Source organism: Hymenobacter koreensis (assembly GCF_039541855.1).
Classification (GTDB): Bacteria; Bacteroidota; Bacteroidia; order Cytophagales; family Hymenobacteraceae; genus Solirubrum; species Solirubrum koreensis.
The window spans coordinates 171,844-197,864 of record NZ_BAABHA010000007.1; the positions used below are offsets into that span (position 1 = coordinate 171,844).

Below are 26,021 nucleotides of genomic sequence, written 5' to 3' on the forward strand. Positions count from 1 at the left end.
TCGAAGGGTGTTTTGTTTTGGTCGAATGGTGTTTCGTTCTCCCCAAAGGGTGTTTCTCAGTAGTACAAAGGTGTTTTGCGTTGTGCAAGAGGCATTATTGATGTCTCGAATGGTGTTTAGGGTTGAATGGGTGGCCGGGCTTTTCTGTTCAACGCCTGGCGCCCGCTGCATACTAAAAACGGCCGCCCGGATTGCTCCGGGCGGCCATTTTTGGTACGTGCTAAGTGGTGCTTACTTCACCACTTCAAACGCGCCTTTGGTCACCTTGCCATTGGCATCTTTGAACATGAAGTAGTAGGCGCCAGCCGGCTGGTCGGGCGCGTTCCAGGTGTTGCGGTAGTTGGTGGTTTTGTACACCTCGCGGCCCCACCGGTTCAGAATGGTAAGCGTGTTGCCGGGGTACAGCTCCACGTTCAGAATGGTGAAGGTTTCGTTGAGGTTGTCGCCGTTGGGCGTAATGATGTTGAAGAACTCCAGCTTGTTCTCGAACGCGGCACTGGCTTCGTTCGACCACGCGGTGCGGTTACCCGAAGCCTCCACGGCCTTGATGCGGAAGCTTTGCGCGAAACCGGCGGTGCTGCTGGCAAACTCCGTGGTGTAGGTAGCGGCAGCCGTTGCCGCTACGGTAGTTACCAGGTTCTGGCCGCCGCCATCGGCTTCGCGGTAAACCTCGTAGCGCGCCACGTTCATGCCTTGGTAAGCATTCCAGCGCAGCGTTACCTTGCCTTCCTCGCGGCGCTGGCCCGGGGTAACGTTAATCATTTCGAGGCGCATGGTGGTGTGCTGGGTACTGCCGAGCACGCGGCCGCAGGCGTTGGTCAGCTCCACGCGGTACTCGTAGGCCCGGGCGTCGGCGTCTACCCCGCTGTTGTCGGCAAAAGTGGTGGCCGTGTTAGCGGCCGTACCCACCTGCACGAAGCTGTCGATGGTGCCGGCGTTGCGACGCTTGATGACCACCTGGTTGGTGTTACCGGCGTTGTTAGGCACTGCCAAAGCCACGTTGATTTTGCGGTCATCAACCAAATCCACCGAAGCCGTGTTCAGCGCCACCGACGAAGCATCGAGTCCGACGTTGATTGTGGCCGCGGCGCCCGGGCAGGTGAACTGCGAGGTTTCGGTAACCGATATCGTGCGCGTAGTGGCACCCGGCGTGAAACTCACCGTTACGTTGTTCGTGTTCTGGCCGCTGCTAAGCGCGCCCCCCACCACCGTCCATTGGAAGGTGCTTCCGGGCTGGCCCACTACGGAGTAAGCCACGTTAAGGCCCGTATTCACGTCGGTACACACGCTGCGCGGACCGGTAATGGCCAAGGGAGCCGGCGTGGGGTCTACGGTTACCTGAATGGTATTCAGCGGCCCCGCGCAGGTTTGCGCATTGGTTTCGCGTACCGTAAGGGTGTACACGCCCGGCGTGGTGCTGCTGAAGAGCAGGGTTCCGGTGGGCGAGGCTTGCGGCACGTTGTTCACCGTCCACTGATACGTGGAACCGGTAGCGCCGGGCACCGAGTAGCTGCCGGCTACGCCCACGCACAAGCGGGCCGGGCCCGCAATCTGCCGGGCTATCGGTGTAGGCCGCACGGTTACAAACAGGGTGTCGGAAGTACCCAGGCAGCGTACCGAGCCACCAGCGGGCTGGCTGGTTTCGGTTACCACAATCTTACCGATACCGGGCGTGGTCCATTGAACCACCACGCTGCCCTGACTGGTGCTTACCTGCGTGCCACCGATGATTTGCCAGGCGTAAACCGAGCCGTTGGTGAACTGGGTTGAGTAGCTGGACGTGCCGCTGTTCTGACACACCGTAAGCGGGCCAGCCGGCTTCTGGGTGGCCAGAATCTGGTTGATGCGCACCGGGAATACCACCGTATCCGAGGAGCAGCCGAACTGGTTCAGCTGGAAGGCTTCCAACTTAGCCATGGTGCTGGCTGCGCCCCAGTTAACCACAATGGCGGGGGTGCCCTGGCCGCTTACAATATTGCCACCCGTAATGCGCCACTGGTAAGCGGTGTTACGCGGGTTGCGGATGCTGTAAGCTACTCCAGTCACCTGTGGGCATACCGAGGCACTGCCCTGAATGCTATCCGTAACAGGCTGCGGATTTACCGTTACCATCACTTGGTCGGTGGCCGAGCAGCCCTGGGCCGTGGTGGCGGTTACCGTGTATGTGAACGTCTGAGGAGCCGAGCCGGGCGCCAGTGTCTGACTGAAATTTGGCTGTGCGGCGGTGGCGCTGCTCAGGCCCGTAGCCGGTGCCCACTGATACGTGTAGCCCGCAAGAGCCGGTGAGCCAAGGCGCGTGGTTCTTTCCGAGCACAGAGCCGCATCAGCCCCAGCATTGGCCACCGCTGCCGGGTTGAGCACCACTACCACTTGGTCGGTAGCCGTACAGCCTTCCGCCGTGGTAGCAGTTACGGTGTAGGTAAAGGTTTGCGGCACCGAACCGGGGGCCAGCGTCTGGCTAAACGTGGGCTGGGCGGCGGTGGCGCTGCTCAGGCCCGTGGCCGGTGCCCACTGGTAGGTGTAGCCCGGCAAAGCGGCCGTACCTAATTGTATCGAGCCACCCGAGCACAAGGTGCGGTCGGTTCCGGCCAGCGCAATAGCGGCCGGGTTCACCGTTACCGTTACCTGGCTGGTGGCGGTGCAGCCCTGGGCCGTGGTGGCCGTTACGGTGTACGTTACGGTTTGCGGCGCGGTGCCGGCGTTGGTCAGGGTTACGGTAGGCTGCGCATCAGAGGCGCTGCTCAGGCCCGTGGCCGGGCTCCACTGGTAGGTGTAGCCGGCAAGGCCCGCCGTACCTAATTGTGCCGAGGCGCCCGAACAAAACGCGCGGGTTGCACCGGCGTTGGCTACAGCGGCCGGGTTCAGGGTCACCGTTACCTGGTCGGTAGCGGTACAGCCTTCAGCGGTAGTAGCCATTACGGTGTAGGTAAAGGTTTGTACCGTCGTGCCGGTGTTGGTCAGGCTAAACGTGGGCTGGGCGGCGGTGGCGCTGCTCAGCCCGGTAGCCGGGCTCCACTGGTAGGTGTAGCCCGTAAGCGAAGCCGTGCCCAGTTGCACGGAGGCACCCGAACACAGCGTTCGGTCGAGGCCGGCATTAGCTACCGAGGCAGGATTTACGGTTACCACCACCTGGTCGGTGGCGGTGCAGCCGTTGGCCGTGGTGGCGGTGAGCGTGTAGGTCTGTACCACGGGAGCCGTGCCGGTGTTGGTGAGGGTTACGGCCGTGGTAAGGCTGGAGGGGTTGGTCAGACCGGTGCTGGGGCTCCACTGGTACGTGGTTCCCACCACGGCCGAAGCGCCGTTGCCCAGCTGCGCGGTTTCACCCGAGCAGAACGTGCGGTCGAGGCCGGCTTGCGCTACGGCAGCCGGGTTTACCGTCACCACTACCGCACTGGTTGCAGTACAGCCTTCGGGGGAAGTAGCCGTTACCGTGTAGGTCTGAACCGTGGGCGTGGTGCCGGTAGTGAGCGTTACGGTGGGCTGAGCGGCGGTGGCGCTGCTCAGGCCCGTAGCGGGGCTCCACTGGTACGTATAGCCCGGCAGCCCGGCAGTACCCAGCTGGGTGGTTGTGCCGGAGCAAAAGCCCCGTGCCGGTCCGGCGTTGGCAATGGCGGCTGGGTTCAGCGTCACCGTTACCTGATCGGTAGCAGTACAGCCGGCGGCAGTAGTGACGGTTACGGTGTAGGTAAAGGTTTGGGCCGTGCCGGTGGTATTGGTCAGGCTAAATGTGGGCTGGGCCGTGGTAGCGCTGCTCAGGCCCGTGGCCGGGCTCCATTGATAGGTTTGGCCTTGAACCGTAGCGGCTCCCAGCTGTACCGAGGTGCCCGAGCACAGCGTGGCATCGGTGCCGGCGTTGGCAATGGCAGCTGGGTTCAGGGTAACGGTTACCTGGTCGGTGGCAATGCAGCCGGCGGCCGTGGTGGCCGTTACGGTGTAGGTGAAGGTTTGCGGCGCCGAGCCGGGCGCCAGCGTCTGGCTAAACGTGGGCTGGGCGGCGGTGGCGCTGCTCAGGCCCGTGGCCGGCGCCCACTGGTAGGTGTAGCCCGGCAGCGCGGCCGAGCCGAGTTGGATCGATGCATTCGAGCACAGGGCCGCGTCGGAGCCCGCGTTGGCAATAGCCGTTTGGTTTACCGTAACCGTTACCTGGCGCGTGGCCGGGCAAGGACCCGCACCGCTCGATACGGTGTAGGTAGTGGTTTGCGTAGGCGTAACCGTAATGCTGGCCCCCGTCAGGGTTTGCGAACCAGCCGTCCAGGTGTAGGTACCGCTGCCGCCCGTGGCCGTAAGGGTAGCCGACTGGCCCAGGCAGATGCTCACGTTGGGGCTAACGCCCAAGGTGCTGGCAGGCTGAATCTGAATGTTACGGGTAACCGAGTCGCTCTGGCAGCCGAAGGCCGAAACGTTGCGCAGCGTTACGCGACCCTGGCCGCTGGTGCCCCAAAGGACCTGAATGGCGTTGCCGGTAGCGCTGCCCTGAATGGTACCACCGGTTACGCGCCAGTTATAGCTACCCGAGGGCGGCGGCCCCACGGCGGTATAGGTTTTGGCCGTGGTCCGGTCGCAAATGGACGTGTCGCCCAGAATATTGGTAGGCGCGGCGGCCTTGGTCACGAAAACCTGGAATACCTCGGCGGCGCTACGGCCACCGCAGCCCAAATCCGTTACCTGCACGCTTACGTCGTAGGGCGTCGGCCGTCCGTCGCCGCAGCGGGCCGTGAATCGAAACTGCCCGCTTACGTTGCCGCCCGTGCCGTTCACGGTAACGTTGCCTACGCCGCCGCCGGTGGGTACGGTACCCGCTTGGCCGGCAAACGTGGCGTTATAGCCGCCGCTTCCGTCGAGAAGTATGCTGCTGGCGCGCAACGACAAATCGTTGCCATCGGCATCGGTAGCCGCCAGCGGAAAGCTGATGGTTTCGCCTTCTTCCAGTGTAAACGAACGTTGGGCCAGGGTGGCGGCGGTAAAGCGCGGCGCGTTGTTGGGTGGGCATGTTCGCGACACCAGCTGCACGTCGCGGCGGGTAACGCCCACTAGTACTTCAATGCCGTTTATGCGCCGGTACTCCCGCACGTCCACGGCCACCACAAACTTACCCAGGCGCGGGGCGGCATAGCGCGAAAGGCCCGTGCTGGCATTCAGAGAGGCAAAACTACCGGTTCCGGGGCCGAAAGGCTGGGTTACGCTGTAGTTGGGGTTGTACGTAGCCGAAGCGGGCGGCGGGGTAAAGCTCACGGGCGGAATAATGCCCGCCGATGGGGTTCCGAACGAGTAAATCAACCGGTCACCGTCGGCATCCACGGCATTGTTCAGCACCAGGCTGGTGTCGCCCTGGCAAATGATGGCTACAGCGGTATCGGCAAACGTGGGGGAGCTGTTCGGAATCAGCGGCGGAGCAATTTCCGTGTACAGCGTCATGCGCGTAGCCCCGGCCTGGGCCAGGTTGTCTACGTCGTTGTTGCGGGCGTTATCGGAGTACACGGCGTAGTAACCGGCCAACGAAAGCGGCAGGTTAACAATGGTCACGTACTTAGTCACGCGCACCGGAATGTTGCCTCCGGGAATTACGCAGCCGCCCGGCGTGGGCGGCAGCACCACCACCGACGTACCCCGCGGAATACAGATATCGTTGATGTTATCGACCCCAATACCCGTGGCGTTGCTGCACGTCGGGCCGTTCACGCTCGTCATTTGAATGCGGGAGTTGCCCTGCGAGCGGTTGTAAATACCCACTTCCACGGCCGGTCGGGAGCTGTTGAGGCCACCGCCCAAACCGTTCACGTTATCGGTGTAAATGGTAACGGTTATTTCGTAGCGGAAGGGCGCGGTAGCCGGTCCGTTGGCATCTACGTAACGGTAAGTCATTTCCCCACCCATCAGGTGAGTAGCCGAAGCCTGGCCCGTGGCGAGGCCCAGCCAAGCCAGCAGTACCAGCAAGCTGCGGAGTACAGTTGTTTGCATATAAATAGAATTGGGAAAGGCAAAAAGCAAACAAGGGCTGCCCGGCCGAAACCAGACAGCCCCAAAAACAGCAGGTTTAGTTGCGCACGAAGCGGCGCACCAGCAACTGGCCAGCGGCATCCTGCAAGTGCAGCAGGTACATGCCGCGCGGCAAGGCCGACAGGTTCACGGCCTGCGCAGCACCCGGCGCCAGCCGAACCTGCGAGCGGTATACCACGGCCCCCAGCGTATTTTCAACCGTTAGGACATACAGGCCGCCGGTCTGGTCGTTGGCCAACTGCACTTGCAGCTGCCCGTCGGCCGTGGGGTTCGGGAACACCGCAAACTGCGTTTGGCTACGCGCTTCCCGCGAAGAAAGCGGCGCCTGAATGTCCACCGAATAATCTTCGGTTTCGGCGTTCAGCTGGTTTTGCTGACAGGGAAACGGCGCAGTGGGGTTCAACCGCGTGACGATGCGCATGCGCGTAAACCCAATTACGCTTTGCAGGTTGGGCACCGTCAGCGCTGTGGCATAAGTCGCCGCCGAATTCCCATTGGCCAGCAGCTCGGTGGTTTCAAACTGCCCGTTGCGGTTGTAATCAATCCACACGCTGGTGGTGCGGTTGAAGTTGGTACCGGCGTTTACGCCCAGCGTGTAGCTGGCGCCTCGCCGCAGCGTAATTACTTTGTTGGTGTAGTTGCCATAGCCGTTCGCGTCGGCCCCCGAGGCGTTAGCAAACGGGGTAGGCAGCACGGCGCCGCTAACGGTAACGTTGGAAATCCACACGTTTTGGTTGGTACCGGTGGAGGTGCAATACGTTACGCAGGGCACGGTTACCGCTATGTAGCCCGTTTTAGTGATGCTGGCAGGCCCGAACGCATTGCGGACCGTCAGGCGAACGTTGTACACCCCGGAAGCCACATACGTGTGCGTCGGGTTCTGCTGGGTGCTGATGCTGCCGTTGCCAAAATCCCACTCCCAGCTGGTGGGCGCGTTCTGGCTTTGATCAGTAAACTGCACGGTACTGGAGCAAGTGTTGGTGTAGTTCGAGGTAAACTCGGCTACGGGAGGCAGCGTGTTAGCCAGCACTTTCACGGAGTAATCCTCGGCCTGCCCAAACTGCACGTTCGAACACGCCCCCACGGTAGAACCGGCAAAATCGGAAATGATGCGCAGGCGTAGAGCGGTGTTCTTCACCGCGCTGGCCGGTATAACCAGCGTGCCGGTAACATTGGTAGTGCGGTTGAGGGCTATTAACAATAGCTCGTTGGCGGTAAATGCGCCGTCGTTGTTAAGGTCCAGCCACACGCGGGTGTCCTGGGCGTTGGTGTTGCCGGTTTGCACCGTAATGGGGTAGGTATTTCCCTCGATCAGGTTTACCCGCCGGGTGCAGGTGAAGTCCTGGTAGCCCGCCGCACCGTCGGCTGAGGTACTGGTGAGCGTGCCGAGCGTAACCTGCGTGATGCCGTAGCCGCAGCAGTAGTTAACGGTGGGCGCGGCGCAGGTAGTGGCCACGGGCACTTGGTTGTCGTAGGTAATGTAGTTGGTGCGTGTGCTGGTGGTATTGCCGCCCGCGTTGGTCGCCACCAGGCTCACGGTGTAGGTCCCGGGCGTGGTGTAGCAGTGGCGCGGGTTCTGCTGGGTGCTGGTGGTGTTGTCGCCGAAATTCCAGAGCCAGCTGGTGGGCGCGTTCAGGCTTTGATCGGTGAACTGCACGCAGCCCGAGCAGGTCAGGGTTTGGTCGGCCACAAAGGCGGCTACCGGCGCGGCCGTGTTGGCTTGCAGTGTCACGGCGTAGTCCTCGGTTTGCGAGTACTGCGACGTGGTACAGGGCCCCGGAATGGGCGCCAGGTTGAAGTCGGCGGCCACGCGCAGGCGCAGCGGCACGCCCAGCGTGGCGCTGGCCGGCACCACCACCGTCCCGGTTTGCACGTTCAGGCCCGACGACGAAAACACCTGCTCGGTGGACGCGTTGAACTGCCCGTCGTTGTTCATATCCAGCCAGGCCCGCACGTTTTCGGTGGCGCCCGAGTTTGTGGTAACCCGTATGGTGTAGCTTACCCCCACGGTGAGGATAGTACCGATGGCCGGGGTGGTACCCACGGCGCAGGAGTAATCTTTGTAACCGTCGCGTACGCCCAGGGTGGTATTGTTGATCGTGTTCAGGCTCACGTTCAAAATCCCCATGTTAAACACTTGGTTGGCCGCCGGCGCCGAGCCCGGCACGCACGCCGCTACCGGGCACTGCGCCTGCACTTGGCCAGCGGCTACGGTTGCGAGTGAGCACAAAAACATCGACGCCAAGCGCCGGAGAAGTAGAAAGTTTGGCATAGCGGCTCCTTAGGTGGTCAGGAGAAAATTAATCGGTTAAAGGTAGCGAGGAAATCCAATTGATCATCACGACAATGCAACCTATAAAGAGATTATTCGTAGGGCGGCCAGCAGGACTCAGCGGCCTCTCAAAAGCCCGTAGATTTGCGGGGCTGCGGGCCCTTTAAAAAGCCCCGCCCCACCATTCATGCAAGGAAAAGTAGTCCTGATTACCGGCGGCACGTCCGGTATCGGCCGGGCTTGCGCCGTAGCATTCGGCCAAGCCGGCGCCCAAGTCGCCTTCACCGGTCGTGATGAGTCCCGCCTCCACGAAACAGCAGCTTCCCTCCGCTCCCTGGGCATCCGCACCTGCCCTATTCAGGCCGATGTAGCCCGCGAAGCCGACTGCCAACGAGCCGTTGCCGAAACCATGCAGGCGTTTGGGCGCATCGATGTTCTGGTTAACAACGCCGGCATTTCCATGCGGGCTCTTTTTCAGGACGCCGACCTGGACGTGATTCAGCAGCTGATGCAAACTAACTTTTTCGGGACCGTTTACACCACCAAGTTTGCCTTGCCACATGTGCTGGCCAGCCGGGGCAGCATAGTGGGCATCTCCAGCATAGCTGGCTACCGGGGCCTGCCGGGACGTACAGGCTATTCAGCGTCAAAGTTTGCCATGCAAGGCTTTCTGGAGGCGCTTCGCACCGAGTTGCAGCCCCAGGGTGTGCACGTGCTAACCGCTTGCCCCGGCTTTACGGCTTCAAACATCCGTAATACTGCTCTGGCAGCCGACGGCTCTCAGCAGGGCGAGTCGCCGCGCGACGAGGGACAGATGATGACCAGTGAAGAGGTTGCTCAGTACATTCTGCGCGCAGTTGCATCTCGCAAACCCACGCTTGTACTCACCGGAAAGGGCAAGCTAACGGTCTTTCTAAACAAGTGGTTGCCAGCCGGTATCATGGATCGATTGGTGCTTAACGAATTCCGGAAAGAGAAGAATTCGCCCGTGAAATCACCGTCCGATTCGCGGCAATAAAGCAGCCCCTGCGGCGTCTAACAAGCAAGGCGTAAGCTTTAAGGGAGGCGACAAACTTGGTGTTTACGCCTGAGCTGGAAGTGCACCACAAAGGTGCTCTGCGGTATGCTTTTTACGCAGCCAGATTCAGGTCCTTGTAGAAAGCCTCTTCGGCTGCTTTCGGCATCGAAGACAGCTTCTAGTTAACCAGCAACAGGTCGTGTTGGCGAATGTAGGCCACGCGGCCGCGCCACAATACCTGATACCAGATATCCTGCTTACCGCGCACGAGCAGTCGGTCGCCCGTTGCCACGGTTGTCAGCCAGTCACTGGCCGCGCTGGGAGCTGCCATCAGCGCTGCTCGCGGCCGGCACACCAAGCCGGCCGGGGGTACGGTGGTGAAGTAAATAAACCCGGTCACACCTATCAGATAGAATCCGTAGATAAGCCACCATACCCTGCCCGCCCGCCTTTGGCTTACCAACAGCAGCATCCCAATTACCACTGCCAGGCTCAGCAGAACCTGCAGCACCAGCGGGTAGTAGCGTTGCACCGTAATTCCCAATTGCTGCTGCCAGGTATTGGGGTAACCAGTTAGGTGTTGGCCTTGCGCTATTTCCACCATTTTGCGCCATACAACCCGGCTTGGGTAGTGCGCCTGGTATAAGCTGAGATAATAGAGCGCCGATGCGTAATGGCTTTGGCTTTCTTTGGTGGCGGCGAGGCGCAACAACAGCCGTGGACTCACCTGTTCGCGCCGGAGCACCTGTCTGTATACCTCGAAGGCGCGCTCTGCTTGTCCTGCTTCGGACAAAGAATCTGCCTGTGCGAGCAAATTCCTAGCAGATTGAGCTTGAGCAATTTGCAAGAAAAACATCAAAAACAGCGAAAAAAACACTGTTTTTTTTGACCGAATGTTTGGCATCAATGGATCAGCCTGCTACTTTTGTACCCGCAAATCAACAACAACTACTTGTTGAAAACGCAAAGAAAACGATTCTGTAGCTCAGCTGGTAGAGCAGTACACTTTTAATGTACGGGTCCTGGGTTCGAATCCCAGCGGAATCACTAGAAGCCCCGTTTGCAATCTGCAAACGGGGTTTTTTCTTTAGTGGGTATGTAAACCGCTCTTAATTCTATCCCGTCCTTTGCCCGGTTCGGAAAAGGTTTGTACGCTTTCCCCTTTTTGGTAAGCATTAACTAGATCGAAGAGCATCGTCGACGCGCGTTGCCTGCACCGCCCGCCTTCAGCGCATCGGCGCCGTCATGTAAATCCTATTGAATTGCCGGGCTTGCTGCCATTCAGTGACGTCACGCTGAAACACCTGAAGGCCGTTTGCAAGCTGACTCATTAGCTCCAGCAATTCATCAGGCTAGGTCAAAAACTCAGCACACGCTCGTACAGCCGCTGATCGGTTACCGTGATGCGAGCGGAGCCGGTATTTTCCTTGTAAACGGGCAAATGCAGGCCGTAGGTGGTACGGTACCCTTGATCAAGCACAACCTCCAGCACAACCTGGCCCGAACCCCGAACAACGGGGGTAGCGGAAGCTACTTGGCCCGTTAAAGCCCCGAACTTTTCGCTTTGAAAAGCATGGAGGTCGATGACGACCCGCTGCCCTGCATGGATACGCTTGGCTTCGGCTGCTGCCACTACGACCCGAACTTTGGCCGCTGAGCCGCCGGTCACCACCACCTTGCCGCTGATGGTGCTAGGGTACGACACTAGACCGCTGAGCAGCAGTCCTGTCAGCAGTACACCCAGCAGCAGCACGTTGCCCCAGCGAATAATCCAGACTGGCGGGGTGTCGAGGATGAGCTTTACTTCGGCGCTGAGCGTATGGACTCGGGGCGAAATAACAGGGGCGGTAGATGCAGAATTAGCCATGGCGAATCCAAGGTTTAGAAGAGAAGGTGGGTTACTTATTCGCCCAGTTCCAACTGGTTTTTTACCAAGTTGAAATAGGAGCCCCGGCGCTGAATCAGTTGGGCATGGTCGCCGATTTCCACGATCTGCCCTTTTTCCAGCACCACGATCTGGTCCGCGTTTTTCACCGTGCTCAGGCGGTGAGCGATGATGACGACCGTGCGGTGCTGGAAATAGGCGCTCAGGTTTTCGCTGATGATGCGTTCGTTTTTCGCGTCCAGGGCGCTGGTGGCCTCGTCGAAGAACAGGAACTCGGGGTCTTTATACACCGCCCGGGCAATGAGGATGCGCTGTTTCTGGCCGGTGCTCAGGCCCATCCCGTTCTGCCCGATGCGGGTATTGTAGCTAAGCGGCAGGGCTTCGATGTGCTCACGGATGTTGGCTACTTCCACCGCATACATCACCCGCTGCAAGTCGGCTTCCTCTTCTCCGACGGCGATGTTACTGATGATTGTGTCGTTGAAAATGTAGCCTTCCTGCATCACGGCCCCGCATTTGTCGCGCCAGCTGCTATGGCCCAGCGAGGAAAGGGAGCGGTCCGCCACCAGAATTTCGCCCTCATTGGGCTCGTAAAAGCGCAGCAACAGCTTGAGCAGGGTGGTTTTGCCGCTGCCACTGGCCCCCACGATGGCCGTAACCTTACGGTGGGGAATGAGCAGGTTCAGGTTTTCCAGCGAGGGCGCCGAACTACTGTCGTAGCGGAAGGTCAAGTTGCAGATGCTCAGGTCGCCGGCTTCTGCCTCTGGCGCGGCGGTTGGGTCGGCTTCCTCGTCGTCTTTGCAGTGAATCTCGTTGATGCGCCCGATGCTCAGCCGGGCGTCCTGCCAGGACTTGATGAACTCCACAATTTGCAGGATGGGCCCGTTCAGCTGCCCTACGATGTAGGAGATGGAGAGCATCACCCCAAGCGTGAGCTGGCCGGTGAGTACCAGCTTGGCCGCCAGGAAAGTGATAAGGATGTTCTTCAGCTCGTTGATAAGCGAGGCGCCACCCGTTTGCACCTGGGTGAGGCGCAAGCTGTCTAGGCTGGTTTGAAACAACTGTGCTTGCAGCGTTTCCCATTGCCAGCGCTTGCGCTGCTCGGCGTTGTGGAGCTTGATTTCCTGCATGCCGTAGATGAGCTCCAGGTTTTTCTCTTGCTGCTGCGCGTGGTGGGCGAAGCGCTTGAAGTCCAGCGTAGCCCGGCGCCCCATGAAAACGAGTACCCACATGAAGTACGCAGCGCTGAAGACCAAAAACACCAGGAAAATGAGCGGGCTGTAGATGAGCAGCACCACCCCAAAAACGAGCAGGCTAATGGCCGAAAACACCGCGTTGAGCGTACCCGAGGTTAGAAACAGCTCAACGCGCTGGTGGTCCCCGATGCGCTGCAGAATATCGCCGGTCATCTTCACGTCGAAGTAGCCCAGCGGAAGCTTCATCAGCTTAATGAAGAAGTCGGAGACCATGTGGATGCTTATCCTGCTACTGAGGTGGATCAGAATGTTGCCCCGGAGCAGCTCGGCCGCCGTGCGCCCCAGAAAGAGCAGCAGCTGGGCCAGCAGGATTAGGTGGATGAATCCCGGGTTGTACTGCTGAATACCGGTGTCGACCAGGGTCTGCGTGAGAAAGGGAAAGATGAGCTGCAGCAGGCTGCCCACCATCAGCCCAACAAAGAGCTGCAGCAGTAAAGCCTTGTACTTCATCACATACTTGGAGATGAAGCGCAGGCTCTCTTTGTTTTCGTCTACGTCGGACTCGGCCTCCTCGAAGGCCGGCGTGGTGTCCAGCGTAAGCACCACGCCCTCGTTGCCGTTAACGGCCCAGTGCTTGAGGAACTCCTCGCGGCTGTATGTGAGCAGGCCGTGCGCCGGGTCCGACACATACACCTTGTCCTTTTTGACTTTATAGACAATAACGAAGTGCCGCTGCCGCCAGTAGGCAATGCATGGAAACGGGGCCTTCTCGGCTAGCGCTTCGAACTCCAGCTTAATGCCCTGCGTCTGGAAGCCCACTTGCCGGGCCGCCTCGCTCAGGCCGCGCAGGCTGGAGCCGGCGCGGGTGGTATTGGAGAGTTTGCGGAAGTATTCAAGCGAAAACAGCTTCCCGTAGTACTTGCTGATGATGCGCAAGCAGGTAGGGCCACAATCCATCTCGTCGTACTGCGGATAGTGCGGAAAAGTAGCGAACATAAGACAGGGATTTAATGATCAAGGACGCGGGTAAGCGGAAAGCAGAGCCGGCGCCCGGCTCGGGCGCCGGCGAACCTGCCTAAGCCGGGACCACCTGCTGGGCCAGTAAGGACGTGTAGTACTTGCGCAGGAAGCCGTAAAGCACGAGCTCGTACACGCGCTGTTGGGTACGAAACAGCCGGTTCACGTGCATGTGCACCAAGCTGTCGATGTACGATAGAATGCCCGGCCCATCGACGGTATGCAGCCGGGCTGCGTCGGCGCTCAGGCTGTCGTTGCGCTCCTGTACAAGACCAGCCACGTCGGCGGCTAGGGCGGAGTGGTGCGTGCCAGCCAAGAAACCTACGATGGCGGCCCGCTGGTCGCGGTACTTCTTATCCAGGGTGCGCGCCGATGTTCCGGTGGCGTTAAATTCCTGGGTGAAACGCTCGTGCATGGTTTCGGCGAAGGCCTTGCGCGCGGCTAGGTCGAGGCCGAACAGATCGAAGTACCCGTCGATGGATGCCAGGCAGGCCAGCCACCGGGTTTCTTCGCTGGTTTCACGCGAGAGGCGCTGTAGTAGGCGCACACACAGGCGGCTGTCGTGGAAGAAGATGTTCTCCACCGGCTCGATCTTGTCGAAGCCGTAGCGTTCCAACTCGCGCTGGTAGGTATCCACGGCCACCTTCCACACAATTTGCTGCTCCTTTAGCTGCTCCAGCAGCGGGTAGAGGGCGCTGAAGACTTCGTCGTAGCGGCGCGCGTCCACTAGGTGCAGGCGCAGGCGAACGTGAAACTTGGGGTCGTAGTAGCGGATAAAGAACCACTTGTCGATGATACCCGCGGCGTACAGCTGTTCCAGCTGCCAGCCCACGCGTTTCAACAGGTGGTCAGCGTTCTTAAAGCCGGTGTATAGGTTGAAGTACAGCCACTCGCTGCCTGGGAGGTATTCGCGCTTTACGGGCACCGCCGGTAACGGCTGGCGGAAGCGCGGCACCTTCACGGCGTCCCGGTGGAAGAAGAACAGGGTCTCGTTGTTGAAGGCGGCCGCTTGCCCGTTGGTCACCAAGGGACGCAGCTCCGCGAAAAGCACCTCGTTTAGCATCACTTGCTGCATTTCCTTTACTTCGTCAACAAATGCCTGCAGCAGCAGGAGGTTGTCTGCCTTGATGATCAATTCATTATCTCCCTTCGCAATGGAGAACGTGGCCGGCAGGCCGTGTTGTTGGGCGAAGGCGGCGAAGGCGGCCGGCAGCTGGGCATCGGTGGCCCGCAGCACGGGGGCCAGCTCCTGCTGCGTAAACACCCACGAGGCGCGCTTCAGGATGACGTTGCCGTAGGTGACGCGCGGCAGGTGCTTGAACAACCGGCGCAGTGGCTCCAGCTCCAGCACCATGCCCACCATCCCGTTCAGCTCCTGCATGTCGCAGAGGAAGTGGTAGAGCGGCAAGCTCTTGCCGTTGCCGTAGAAGTGGGCATTGGTTAGGTAGGGCAGCACCTCACGCTGATGGCGCTGCGAAAACAGCACCAGGCGGTTGTCGCGGATGCACAGCATCAGGTCCTGGATCGGCAGCTGGTGTTCGGCGTCCACGGCGCTGCTGGCCAGGTAGGGAATTTCGTAGCGGCGCAAGGCCGGGCGCTGGAGTACATTGCCCAGCCGCGCCTCCGGCAGGTGGGTAATTTCGGCTACTAGCTTGTCGGCGTGGGCGGCTTCCTCTACCGCGGCCACCTCCTGCATCAGGGCGCTCATGCCGGCGTCCTGGTTGCCGAAGCGGCCCAGCCAGGTGGCGGCGGTGGGGCCGGTTACGCCCTGCAGGTGCACCACGGGCTGCCCGGCGGCGTCCTGGTAGAGCGAGGTCATGGCCGAGTAGGTAGTCGTCAGGCACTTTCCGGTGAAGGCGTACGGGGCCAGGTCGGCGTCGGTCAGGTTTACCACCGCGGCTTGCCGGCGCTGGGCGTCGAGCAGCTTGGGCAGCCAGAAATCGGTGTGCAGGCTGCTGAGGGTGGTTTTTTCGTCGGCCGCTTTGGTGGAGCCAAGGCGCAGCCCGCCGATGAGCTCCGAAATATCGGAGCGCGAGTCGTCCAGGAAATTGCCGTAGCCAATGCCCGATTCGATGTCCAGGGCTTCCACCAGCGGCACCACGCGGGCGTCGTAGCGCTCCTCGAAGGCTTTCTTGAACTTGTCCAGCTTGGTGTTGGGTCGGTTGGCAGCTAAGCGCGACAGCGCCTCCGCGGCTTTCTGCACCTGCTCCGCCACGGCCGCGTCAATCTGCCCCTGCGCGAAGGTGGTGGTCAGGTCCGTTTGCAGCAAAGAGCTTTCCTCGAAGGGGTGCTTGAACTCCGTCGCCAAGCCTTTCAGTTGCTGGTAGCCGTGCATCTTACCCGGAATGGGCTGCGCGTCCACGGCCTGGGCATCGCGGCGCAGCTGGCCCAGGTAAGCCAGCAGGTTCCCGATAGCGGCATGGTGCGAAGGTTCGGCCGCAGCAGCGTGCTGCAGTTTGGAGAGTACAGCCAGGGCCTGCTCTTCCAGCACCCCGCCGGTGGTGCCCAACTCCAGGTTGCTCACCAGAATTTGGGCGTCGATTAGCCGTTCCACGAACTGGGCCGTATCGTTGGCCGTCACGTCCTCATCGGCTAAGCCGGCAGCCATTTCCTGAATGTTTAGGCCCTGCGGAGCGTCGCGCAGCAAGGCCAGCAGCCGGTCGATGTAGGTGTGCCGGCTTACGGAAACCAACTGGTACTTGCGCTTGGTGCCGCGGTAGGTATACTCCACGTAGCGGTACGCGTCGCCGAGCTGGTAGAGCGAGGTATTGACGGTGTAACGCAGGTAGGGCCGCACCCACGCTTCGGCGCTGAGCTTGCTGGTGAGCGAAAACAGGTACTGGCTATCCAGGCGGGTGTGCTGCTGGTACTGCTCGGGCGCGGCCAGCTCCAGGGCCGAGTCCCCGGCCTGCACATCCACCACGGCGCAGCCCGCGAACAGCCCGAAAGGCGTACAGCGCGTGGAAAGCCGGTTGACGTACTTGGCCAGGGTAAGGCGCAGCTTCCGCGCCTTCTTGTTGTCTTCGAGCAGTTCGCCGGGCTTCAGGCTGCGTACGGCGTAATACAGCTGCGGCGAGGCCAGGTACAGCCCACTCAGAAACGTTTCGTCGCGCACCAGCGTGGCCAGCGCGGCCTGATCATCGGCAAAAAAATGCTGGTAATAATCGAGCGAGTACAGCGGCACTCGCACCACGGCTTTATTGAAATAGGTGTTTTTCATGGCAGCGTCTGATTATCTATGGAAGCGTCTGAGTAAAGAACTGTGGCCGCCGCTGGGGCTAGCTGAGCAGGAAAAACCGGTCCCAGTCGCTGGACGCTTCGGGTCGTAAGTAGTCCAGCAGCACCAAGGCCACGCCGATGGCCCCGTCGAGCAGGCCGTGCTTTACCTCGTAGGTTTCGCCGGCAAATTTTTGGTAGCCGCCGGGTCCATCGGCGTGGTGCCCAAGGGCCAGCGTTTGGGATATCCAGGCTTGGTAATGATGGCGGAAGTTTTCGTTTCCGCTGTACAGCAGCCACTTGCGGTAGGTGTGCGCCACACTGCTGCTGCCGTGGCAGAAGCCTGCATCGTAGGTGAGGGCCGTGGCGGGCGTGGCGCGGCGCGTGGCGCGCTCGGCCAGCACCTGCGCTTCGGCCATCAGGGCGTCGTCGCCGAGGGCGCGGCCCGCGTGGTACAGGCCCAAGGACACGGTGGTGTCGCCGTAGCACCAACCCAGCGGGATGCCGTAATACGTTTCGATGCCGTGCTCCTTGATCATCACGATGGACGGGTAGGCCGAAAGCGTGGTATTGTCGGCGGAGCGGTAGCGGCGCAACAGCTGCTGGGTAGCCTGCAGCGCGGCGCGGACGCGCTCGGGCTGGGACGCCAGCGGCAGGTACTTCACCAGAAACATCAGGTTGGCCACCACGCCGTGGGCCATGCCGCAGTTCACGTAGCGGGCCTGCTCGTCGGTGTAGCCCGGCACAAACTCGTTATAGGCCAAACCGGCCTCCACCTGCTGCTCAATGCCACTTACCAGGGCTTCGCAGGCGTCAATCAGCTCGGCCCGCTCAGGAGCCACCGCGAGCCGCGCCAACAGGTAGTGGCCTATGCCCAGGGCGCCGTGCAGCATGTCCAAGTTGGCCCGCTTCACCAGCCGCTGCATCACGGCCATGAGCACGTGGTCTGTGTCCAGGAGCAGCTCGTCGATGGAGCTGCCCAGAAAGCCTTTTTCGCGTAGGTAGTTGAACAGGTACGCCGGGCCGGCCAGCCCGTTGCAGTACGCAAACGAGCCTACACGCTCCTGCAGTTGCTGCAATACCTGGTTGATTACTTCAACGGCTCTTTGCCGGTAAATTTCATCTTTTGAATAATCGTACAACTCATAATAAAGCAAGGCCAATCCCGACACCCCGTTCATCAACGACACCTGGGCCTTACCGGCTGCCACTTCGGCTTGATAATTAGCAAATAATGCCTGTTCGATTTGCTGAACCTTATCAAAAGCGGAATCTACTGTCTTAACCGAAATCATGGCAGAAATGGAATTGCATTAAATGGTGGTAGCACTTCAAAACAACGGGCTCCAAAGCCCCTCCCCGCGGGGAAAGTATACAGGGCCGGCGAAGGCACCTGTATACTTTGCACTACTAAGCGGGAGTAGTGACTACCCCTGGGTAGCTAGCGTCAGTTAGGAAGCCTGCTCGACTTCCACCGGCGTGGGGCGGGTGGAGGTGCACCAGCAGCAGGTGATGTTCGAGGCCGTGCTGTTGGCCGTGTCGTAGCCGCCGCCGGCGAGCTGGTCCATTTCCTGCTCCGAGAGGTTGGCTACGGCTTCTTTGTCGAAGGAGAGCTTGGCGTTTTGTACGTCGATGTTGTTAGACATGGGATTGAGTGAAAAAGGGTTGAGAAAAAGGGTTGGAAAAGGTTAGAATGAACTGTGCGGCTTAGGAGGCCTGCTCGACTTCCACCGGCGTGGGGCGGGTGGAGGTGCACCAGCAGCAGGTGATGTTCGAGGCCGTGCTGTTGGCCGTGTCGTAGCCGCCGCCGGCGAGCTGGTCCATTTCCTGCTCCGAGAGGTTGGCTACGGCTTCTTTGTCGAAGGAGAGCTTGGCGTTGGACACTTCGTTGTGTTTGGACATAGAATTGAATGGAAAAGGGTTGAAAAAGGGTTGAGAAAAAAATGGTAAGCGAAAACATTATTGGAACCAGGCAGTCCACCTACATGAATTATTCTTCTGATGGTGGGCGTGGGTGCTGGTGCACCAGCAGCAAGTGGGGTTAGCCGCTGCACTTGCTCTGGTGAAGACAAGGGATTATTGACTGCCAGCGAGTTGATATACATCCTCTTCGGCGAGCCTGACCACGGCCACTTTGGTAAAATCCAGTTTGGGGGCAGGAATTTCGACCTGATCAGTAATGACTGAAAAACCGAATTATTGAGTCAACAAAACCGTGTAGCTGATAATTATAAACTCTGGCTATTATCAGTATTTAATTATTTTTATCTGATTTCGAAATACAACTATTCGCTACTGTTCTTGCCATAAACTAGCCGTAATAGCGTCCTCTTAATTATACTTAAAACACTCATTCCATAAACTCTGCAGTAGTTAATCCAGTAGTGGGTCAGTCCACATGTCCGCTAGCTCCCACGGGTAGGGATTGTTCGGCATAATGTTGTGTTCCGGCTCTTGGAACCCGCCCAGGATCTTATCCATGTCGGTGTCCGATAGCAGCATGATCCGGGCGTCGTCCAGCAGGGGCTGGGAAGCAGTGAGTTTAGACTTTTTGAACATGATGGTAACCAGGACTAAATGGTTATTGGTTAGCAGCGCTTTCCATGCGCATTTTCTCGCTCTCGATGCTCGTTCGGCGCGTTCTGACGGGTTTAACTTTCTGATTGCCGAAACGGTAGTATAAATTCAAGCGTACGAAGCGGCTCTCCATCTTATTGAAGTCATAGCTTCGCAACTCTTCGGCCCGCGTATCGTAGCCGACCTGCAGCAGGTTGAAGGGGTCAAAGACACTCAGAGTGAGGGTTGCTTTGTCTTTCAACACCGGTTTTGATACCGCAATGCTACCGTTGTACTGGGCCCTAAAAGAGTAGGAACCATAGGTAAGCGGCGTCCGGTAGAAGAGTGTGATTTCTGCCCTGATGTCGTGCGGAAAATTCAGTGTGTTATTGCTACTGGCCATTACCCCTACACTCGATTGGCTTAGCAGGGGCCTGCTCGGAGAGTAGAACCGCACGTAGGTCGCGCCTACGTTATTCACCGTGGTCAACAGGCCGCCGAGCAACTGCTTGGTCACGCTCACGTTGGCGTCCGCCGTAGTAGCACGGCTCAGGTTTTCCTCCGACATTATGACGACGTTGGTAGCCGGGTCGCGGCGGAATACCTCCGCCAGGGCATTTGTGTGGCGGCCGTAAGTCAGCGACGTAGCCACCGCGTTGTTGTAGCTATGCGAAACGGAGAAATTGTGCGAGAACGAGGGCCTGATGTTGGGGTTGCCTTGGTAGAACAGGTACGGGCTAACGTAAGTCAGGAAGGGATTGACGATGTCGAAGCGGAACCGGTCAATCTTGCGCTGGTAGCTGAAATTCCACTGCTGCTTCTCCGAGTGCGTGTAGTCCAGCGACGCGCTCGGGAACAGATTGAAGTAGTCGCGTTTATCAAGCTGATTGAGCGTCAACGATTCGCCTTCGCTGTACGTGTGCTCGGCCCGTAGCCCCAGCTGTACGCCTACTTGCTTGCTCACCGTCTGGCGCACCGAAGCGTAGCCCGCGTTAATGTACTCCCGGTACACGAAGTGGTTGGTGCGCCCTGGGGCGTTGAGCCAGGCGCCGCTCTCGTCCTGGTTTTCCCAGCGAATGTCGTTGTCGGTGACGGTGCGCAGGGACTTCAGGCCCGCTTCCAGCGAGGTAGTCTTGCCGAAAGAGCGCGTGTAGTCGGCTGTGAAGGAAGCCACCGAGTTACGGGCCGGCGTGTTGTTACGCAGGGTACTGGCCGATGCTCGCCCGGTCAGCAGGTCGAAGCCCTCGTTGCGGTACTGCTCGTCGAAGCGCTTGTTGAAGGTAAGGTAGTCGGCGTTGAGCTTTAGCTCGCCGCCGGCTGAATCCAGCAAGGTGCGGTAGTACAGGCTGACCGTCGGATTGAGTCCCCGTGCCGCACCGTCGGTTTGCAGGAGGTTGGTCGAGCTAGGTGGTCCGGTTAAGCCGGCCACAAACGAGTTGGTATTGCCGTCCCGGTCCCGGGCGCTGGCTATGCCCCGAACCTGCAAGCCCACCGAGCTGCGTTTGGTCAGGTCGTATTCCACGTTGAGGCGGGCCGTCAGGCTGTTGCGCTCGGTCACGTCGTAGCTTTCCTCGTCAATGCGGGTTTCCTGGTTTAGCACGCGGTTGCTGGTCTGGCGGCGGTACTGCTTGGTGCGCAGGTAATCGAAGCCCCCAAACATGTTCAGCTTATCGCGGCGGTGGCTCAGATGAAGGCCGCCGTTGTAGCGAGCAAAGCGACCGGCTCCTACCCCGGCACTCACGGAGCCGTTTGTCCCGAAAGCGCTGTTTTTCTTGGTCAGGATGTTAATGACGGCTCCCCCGTTGGCATCGTACTTGGCCGAGGGGTTGGCCACTACCTCCACTTTGTCAAGGGTGTTGCTGGGAAGCGAGGCGAGCAGTTCCGTTAAATCGTTGCCACTTAGGTTGGTTACTTTTCCGTCGATGAGCACCAGAGCCGTCTTACCCCGCACCACGTAGCGGCCGCCTTGTCCCACCACCCCCGGGGCTCGGGACAACACTTCGGAAGCGTCGCTGCCTTGAGCAATAGGGCTTTCGGCAACGTTTAGCACCACCTTGTCGGCGTACATTTCAATAAAGGGTTTGTTGCCGATTATTTTTACTTCATTTAGCAACTTTTTATCCGGCACCATAACCACTGGTAACGGCTTGTTATTGACCGAAATATTATCGACAAGTATTTCCGTTTCAGAGTAATTTTTATAACCCAAGTACATACTGGTCAGCATGTAATTCCCAGCGGCTACATTCTCGAACCGAAAAGCACCTTTTTCGTCGGTAATGGTACTAAGCACGAAGGCCGGATCGGCGCTTTTCTTAAGCACAATCGTAGCGTAGGCGAGTGGTTGCATCGAAACACTGTCGCTGACAGTCCCGGTTACCGCGGCCCCGGTTTGGGCTTGAGCGGCATGAGCGCCAGTGCAAGCCGCAGCCACCAGCAGGGTTCTAGCGAAATGATTTAACATGGCGTCAGGGATTTTTTATTATTGATACAAACATATTCTGTGACCTAGATGAAAAATAATTTTTTACACCAATTGGTCGTTTCAAAGGACGAAACCAAAATCGATTTTATTGGCTCATCAATCGGCGTTTCTTTTATTTCTACCGCTTTGATGACACAAACATATTTGCGCCTTTTAGCGGCCGCAAAAACGTTACACTACCGGGGCTTATCTAGGGACCAACCCGGCTTTGCGACTACCCCAATACCTACTCTGGCCGGGCCGGCGCCCGAGCGTTGGGAGTCAGGAGCACCGTGCTGGTAGGGTAGTTTTTAGATATACTTGCTGTTGCGCTGGCGAGCCGTTGGCGTTGTTACCCAATACAAGTTCCGCCCGTCGGTCCGGGCCTGATTCTTTTGCTTAGCCAATCGTTTTCCTTTCTGCTTGCCGTGGGCCCGGGCCCGCTTTTCCCTTGCTTGTGTCTAACTCCTATCAATTCACTCCCGAGCTGATTTTGCGTGCCCCGCTCAGGCCCTTCGATCCTGCCATTACCGAAGAGACAATTACCGCAAGCCTGGCTGATGAAAATTTTCTCGAAGCCCTATACCTGGCCTCACCAGCCCTGCATGAGGAATGCGGCAAGTGGCGGCGCGGTGAACTGACCGACTCCCGCCGCGTGGCCCGCCTGCGCGGGGCCGTGGCTCGCTACCTCACCCGCATGCGCAGCCGTTGCACGCCCTTCGGCCTGTTTGCGGGCTGCAACGTGCTATGCTGGGGAGCCGACAGCCGGGTAGTGCTGGCCGCCGACGGGCACCAGCGCCACACCCGGCTCGACATGCACTACCTCTGCGCCCTGGCCCAGCACCTGACCGAACTCGAGTTTATCCGCCCCCGGCTGCGCTACTGGCCAAACAGCAGTTGGTACCGCATCGGCGCGGAAATTCGCTACATCGAGCATCAGTCTCTGCCCACCGGGCGCATTCACCAGATCAGTTCCATCGAAGCCAACCCATACGTGGAGCAGGCACTGGCCGCCAGTGCTGGTGGCAGCAGCTACGCCGCACTGCTGGCCATCTTAGCCCCCACCGACGACGCGGATGAACAAGCCGAAGCCGCCGACTTCCTGAATGCGCTCATCGGGGCACAGGTGCTGGTGAGCGAGTTGGAGCCCACCGTCACGGGCCCCGAATTTTTCGAGCACCTGCACGGCGTGCTTGCCCGCTTGGCGGCCGAAGCCCCCGACGAGCAGCGCCTACAGGCCATTGACCAGACGCTGGTGGCGGTGGCCGACCTGCTCGCTCAACTTGACCAGCCGCCCGCCGACGCGGGCGGCTGTTACGCGCGCATTGCGGCGCTGCTGAAGCAGCTGGGCGTGCCGCTAGAGCTCGACAAACTGTTTCAGACCGACGCCATACTTGGGCTGTCCAATGCTGGCAGCGTTAATACCACTTTGCAAGCCAACCTGCGCCAAGCCGTGGAGGTACTCACCCGCCTTACCCCGGCCCAGCCTCAGACCCAGTTGGAAAACTTCAAACGCGAATTCCAAGCTCGCTATGAAGAGCAGGAGGTGCCGTTGCTGGAAGTGCTCGACTCGGAAAGCGGCATTGCCTACTCCGAAAGAGGCAGCAGCTACTCGCCCCTGATCCACGATCTAGAGTTGACCGCCCCGGTCCGCACCGTTCGCCTGGCCCCACAGTCCGGCGAGTTGCAGCAGTTTATGCAGCACAAGCTGCGCGAGGCAGAGCGGCAGAAGCACTACGAGGTAACGCTGAGCCCAGCCGAAGTACAACGCTTCGCCGCGGCCGCGGCTCCGCTGCCAGCCTCACTGGCCGTCATGTTTCGTCCCCTGGCCGGCGGCCGCGTGCTGCTCGACAGCGTCGGCGGCTCCAGTGCCGTCAACCTGCTGGGGCGCTTCGCCCACGCCGTGCCGCAGATTGAAAGCATCGTGCGCGAAGTGAGCCGGCAGGAGCAAGCTCACAATCCAGGTGTGGCCTTTGCCGAGCTGTGCCACCTGCCGGGCCGCCGCCTGGGCAACATCCTGCAGCGTCCGAGTTTTCGGGCCCTCGAAATTCCCTACCTGGCGCAGTCGGTGCTACCGGCCAGCGCGCAGGTGCCGGTGCAGGACCTTACGCTAGCTTTGCGCCGTGGGGAGTTGGTGCTCCGCTCGCGCCGTACCGGTGAGCGGATAATCCCACGCCTGGGCACGGCGCACAACTATACCAATGAGGCGCTGCCGGTCTATGAATTTCTTTGCACGCTGCAACACCAAGGTTTGCAAACCCAGCTGAAATTTGGGTGGGAGTCGGTGGCGCTGACGGCGCCGTTTCTGCCCCGGCTCACCTTTGAGAAGGTGGTGCTGGAGGCCGCCAGTTGGCACTTGCCGGCGGCCGAGTTTCAGCCGCTGTGCGCGGCCGCCCCTGCCGAGATGCCGGAGCAGTGGAGGGCATTTAAGGAGCGTTGGCAGCTGCCGCGATTTTTCACCCTGGCCGACGGCGACAACGAACTCCTGGTCGACGCCGACAACCCATTGCTGGTGTCCGCCTGGCTTGATACCATTCGCAGCCGCTCGACCGTCAAGCTCAAAGAGTTTTTATTTGACCCGGCCAGCAGTTGGGTGCGCGATGCGCAGGGGCAGCCCTACGCAGCCCAGTTGATTGCCTTGATGGTGCGCCAATCACCCTGCTACGCGGACGCCCCCCTCCTAGCCCGGCCAGGGCACGCCATACCTACCGTACCGCGCCACTTTTCCTTGGGTTCGGAGTGGCTGTACCATAAGCTGTACTGCGGACAGAAAATGGCCAACCGCATACTGCGCGAAGCTGTGGCACCCTTGGTGGACGAACTGCTCACCCGGGGCCTCATCGATCAGTGGTTTTTCATTCGCTACGCCGATCCGGCCAACCACTTGCGCCTCCGCCTGCACCTACCCGATGTGCAACGTATCGGGGAAGTGGTGCACTTGGTGCGGGTCCACGTACAGCCTTGCCTCGACCGCGGCTATATCTGGAAAAACCAGGTCGATACTTACAACCGGGAACTGGAGCGCTACGGGCGCAGCACCATGCTTTTGAGCGAGCGGCTGTTTTGCTACCAAAGCACGGCCTGCCTGCAGCAGCTCCTGCACACCACGCCCGATGATGAAGCCCAACTCTGGCTTTGGAGCATGCGGGCCATCGACGAGTTGCTGGAAGCTTTCGGCCAAGAGCTGCCCCAGAAGCTGCGGCTGCTGCGTGGATTGAAAGAAGCCTTTGCCGCCGAGTTCGGCATTGACAAAGCCCTCAAACGCCAACTCGACGCGAAATACCGCCACTTCCGCGCCGACATTGGGCTGGCCCTGACGGAGCAGGCCTGGCCCATAGACGCGGCCCTGCGCGAGCTTGCCGCCGCTATCCGGCACCAATTAGACGAGCACCCAGACGAGGTGAGCTTAGCGCCTCTGCTGAGTAGCTACATTCACATGTTGCTGAACCGCATCATCCCGGCCGACGCCCGCCTGCACGAAATGGTGCTCTACGACTTCCTCTTTCGGCACTACGAGTCTAGCCAGGCGCGGCAGAAGGTCTAAAAAAGTAATGGGTGGCCGTTACTTACGGCCGCCCATTACTTTTTCCTGCAAGGCATCAAAGAAAGCATTGCGGTAAGTTTCGCCCAGCGGCACATAGGCCTTCATGTCCTTGAAAAGAATCTGGTTTCCGTCTAGGGCGCGTATTTTGTCCATCGACACGATGTAGGACTTGTGCACCCGCATGAACTTCTTAGTTGGCAGGCGGTCTTCCAGATCCTTGATGTTGAGCAAGGTCACGATGCGGTCCTCGTGGGTGTTAATGGAAACGTAATTCTTCATGCCCTCCACGAACACAATCTCGTCGAAGTTGACCTTAGTCATTTTGCCCTTGCTCTCGGTCTTGACGAAGATATAGTCGTCTGCTTTCTCGGCTGGCTTCCAACGCCCCGAGGGCTCCAGCGAAGCGTTAAGCGCCTTCTGCGCCGCTTTCAGGAACCGCTCGAACGCTATGGGCTTCAGCAGGTAATCAATGGCTTCAAGTTCGAAGCCCTCCACCGCAAATTCGCTGTAAGCCGTGGTGATAATCACCTTGGTTTTGCCCTGAATCAGGCGCATAAAAGCCATGCCCGAAAGCTGAGGCATGTGGATGTCCAGGAAAATCAAATCGACGGGCTGGCGTTGCACCAGGGCCATAGCTTCGATGGGGTTGGTAAAGCTGCCTATCAAATTCAGGAAGGGCGTTTTGCCGACGAAGGCTTGCAGGATGTCGATGGCACCTTGTTCGTCGTCCACGATCAGACAGGAAATCATAGCTCGGGGGTCAGTGGGTCGGGATAGAAGGCGGCCAGTCGGCGGCTCAGAGCTCGATGCTCAGGGTGCAAGTATAACAGTCGGCTTCCTGACTTGTGGCGAGGCG

At 59.5% G+C, this 26,021-nt stretch carries 14 protein-coding genes and 1 tRNA gene; 3 read left to right on the plus strand and 12 right to left on the minus strand.

Features of this window, described 5'->3' with window-relative positions; all coding sequences use genetic code 11:
• Nucleotides 1-231: 231 nt before the first annotated feature.
• Together ABD903_RS12395 and ABD903_RS12400 are read right to left on the minus strand one after the other, a co-directional pair.
• Nucleotides 232-5,958 carry a PKD-like domain-containing protein gene (locus tag ABD903_RS12395; RefSeq protein ID WP_345224649.1) on the minus strand — a complete coding sequence of 1,909 codons (5,727 nt, stop codon included), beginning with the start codon at nucleotides 5,956-5,958 and terminating at the stop codon, nucleotides 232-234.
• Nucleotides 5,959-6,034: 76 nt separating this feature from the next.
• Nucleotides 6,035-8,269, minus strand: a complete 2,235-nt coding sequence (locus ABD903_RS12400; protein ID WP_345224651.1) for a GEVED domain-containing protein — start codon at nucleotides 8,267-8,269, stop codon at nucleotides 6,035-6,037.
• A 187-nt stretch (nucleotides 8,270-8,456) separates the two neighbouring features.
• Here ABD903_RS12400 and ABD903_RS12405 point away from each other — a divergent pair, with 187 nt between their 5' ends.
• The gene (locus ABD903_RS12405) at nucleotides 8,457-9,287 is read left to right on the plus strand and encodes an SDR family oxidoreductase (RefSeq protein WP_345224652.1); all 831 of its coding nucleotides are present in this window, start codon (nucleotides 8,457-8,459) and stop codon (nucleotides 9,285-9,287) included.
• A 178-nt stretch (nucleotides 9,288-9,465) separates the two neighbouring features.
• Here the strand turns inward: ABD903_RS12405 and ABD903_RS12410 are convergent, their stop codons facing one another.
• Nucleotides 9,466-10,194 (minus strand): tetratricopeptide repeat protein, encoded by a 729-nt coding sequence (locus ABD903_RS12410; RefSeq protein ID WP_345224654.1) that lies wholly within the window; start codon nucleotides 10,192-10,194, stop codon nucleotides 9,466-9,468.
• A gap of 67 nt (nucleotides 10,195-10,261) precedes the next feature.
• On the opposite strand from ABD903_RS12410, the gene ABD903_RS12415 reads away from it, so the two are divergent.
• Nucleotides 10,262-10,334 (plus strand) — tRNA-Lys (locus ABD903_RS12415).
• Nucleotides 10,335-10,644: 310 nt separating this feature from the next.
• Here the strand turns inward: ABD903_RS12415 and ABD903_RS12420 are convergent.
• The 8 genes from ABD903_RS12420 to ABD903_RS12455 all read right to left on the minus strand — a co-directional run bounded on the left by ABD903_RS12420 (nucleotide 10,645) and on the right by ABD903_RS12455 (nucleotide 21,621).
• On the minus strand, nucleotides 10,645-11,154 hold the full coding sequence (locus ABD903_RS12420) for a hypothetical protein (RefSeq protein WP_345224655.1): 510 nt from the start codon (nucleotides 11,152-11,154) through the stop codon (nucleotides 10,645-10,647).
• Between the two features lie 35 nt (nucleotides 11,155-11,189).
• Nucleotides 11,190-13,364 (minus strand): peptidase domain-containing ABC transporter, encoded by a 2,175-nt coding sequence (locus ABD903_RS12425; RefSeq protein ID WP_345224657.1) that lies wholly within the window; start codon nucleotides 13,362-13,364, stop codon nucleotides 11,190-11,192.
• 79 nt (nucleotides 13,365-13,443) lie between these two features.
• Complete coding sequence (locus tag ABD903_RS12430; RefSeq protein WP_345224659.1) at nucleotides 13,444-16,605, minus strand: lantibiotic dehydratase; 3,162 nt, start codon at nucleotides 16,603-16,605, stop codon at nucleotides 13,444-13,446.
• Nucleotides 16,606-16,663: 58 nt separating this feature from the next.
• On the minus strand, nucleotides 16,664-17,896 hold the full coding sequence (locus ABD903_RS12435) for a lanthionine synthetase C family protein (protein WP_345224661.1): 1,233 nt from the start codon (nucleotides 17,894-17,896) through the stop codon (nucleotides 16,664-16,666).
• Between the two features lie 156 nt (nucleotides 17,897-18,052).
• The gene (locus ABD903_RS12440; protein WP_345224662.1) at nucleotides 18,053-18,247 is read right to left on the minus strand and encodes a class I lanthipeptide; all 195 of its coding nucleotides are present in this window, start codon (nucleotides 18,245-18,247) and stop codon (nucleotides 18,053-18,055) included.
• A 61-nt stretch (nucleotides 18,248-18,308) separates the two neighbouring features.
• Complete coding sequence (locus ABD903_RS12445; RefSeq protein ID WP_345224664.1) at nucleotides 18,309-18,503, minus strand: class I lanthipeptide; 195 nt, start codon at nucleotides 18,501-18,503, stop codon at nucleotides 18,309-18,311.
• 471 nt (nucleotides 18,504-18,974) lie between these two features.
• On the minus strand, nucleotides 18,975-19,160 hold the full coding sequence (locus tag ABD903_RS12450; RefSeq protein ID WP_345224666.1) for a hypothetical protein: 186 nt from the start codon (nucleotides 19,158-19,160) through the stop codon (nucleotides 18,975-18,977).
• Between the two features lie 22 nt (nucleotides 19,161-19,182).
• Nucleotides 19,183-21,621, minus strand: coding sequence for a TonB-dependent receptor (locus tag ABD903_RS12455; RefSeq protein WP_345224668.1), 2,439 nt, complete (start codon nucleotides 21,619-21,621; stop codon nucleotides 19,183-19,185).
• A gap of 457 nt (nucleotides 21,622-22,078) precedes the next feature.
• Here ABD903_RS12455 and ABD903_RS12460 point away from each other — a divergent pair, with 457 nt between their 5' ends.
• Nucleotides 22,079-25,165: a lantibiotic dehydratase gene (locus tag ABD903_RS12460; protein WP_345224670.1), complete on the plus strand. Its 3,087-nt coding sequence runs from the start codon at nucleotides 22,079-22,081 to the stop codon at nucleotides 25,163-25,165.
• Between the two features lie 18 nt (nucleotides 25,166-25,183).
• Here the strand turns inward: ABD903_RS12460 and ABD903_RS12465 are convergent, their stop codons facing one another.
• A complete protein-coding gene (locus ABD903_RS12465) occupies nucleotides 25,184-25,915 on the minus strand; it encodes a LytR/AlgR family response regulator transcription factor (protein ID WP_345224672.1) in 732 nt (243 codons plus the stop codon).
• Nucleotides 25,916-26,021: the final 106 nt, after the last annotated feature.

Coding starts and splice junctions, on each gene's coding strand:
- ABD903_RS12445 (WP_345224664.1), bottom strand. CDS start 18,503: ATGTCCAAACACAACGAAGTGTCCAACGCCAAGCTCTCCTTCGACAAA.
- ABD903_RS12395 (WP_345224649.1), bottom strand. CDS start 5,958: ATGCAAACAACTGTACTCCGCAGCTTGCTGGTACTGCTGGCTTGGCTG.
- ABD903_RS12450 (WP_345224666.1), bottom strand. CDS start 19,160: ATGTTCAAAAAGTCTAAACTCACTGCTTCCCAGCCCCTGCTGGACGAC.
- ABD903_RS12465 (WP_345224672.1), bottom strand. CDS start 25,915: ATGATTTCCTGTCTGATCGTGGACGACGAACAAGGTGCCATCGACATC.
- ABD903_RS12405 (WP_345224652.1), top strand. CDS start 8,457: ATGCAAGGAAAAGTAGTCCTGATTACCGGCGGCACGTCCGGTATCGGC.
- ABD903_RS12425 (WP_345224657.1), bottom strand. CDS start 13,364: ATGTTCGCTACTTTTCCGCACTATCCGCAGTACGACGAGATGGATTGT.
- ABD903_RS12400 (WP_345224651.1), bottom strand. CDS start 8,269: ATGCCAAACTTTCTACTTCTCCGGCGCTTGGCGTCGATGTTTTTGTGC.
- ABD903_RS12455 (WP_345224668.1), bottom strand. CDS start 21,621: ATGTTAAATCATTTCGCTAGAACCCTGCTGGTGGCTGCGGCTTGCACT.
- ABD903_RS12420 (WP_345224655.1), bottom strand. CDS start 11,154: ATGGCTAATTCTGCATCTACCGCCCCTGTTATTTCGCCCCGAGTCCAT.
- ABD903_RS12440 (WP_345224662.1), bottom strand. CDS start 18,247: ATGTCTAACAACATCGACGTACAAAACGCCAAGCTCTCCTTCGACAAA.
- ABD903_RS12435 (WP_345224661.1), bottom strand. CDS start 17,896: ATGATTTCGGTTAAGACAGTAGATTCCGCTTTTGATAAGGTTCAGCAA.
- ABD903_RS12430 (WP_345224659.1), bottom strand. CDS start 16,605: ATGAAAAACACCTATTTCAATAAAGCCGTGGTGCGAGTGCCGCTGTAC.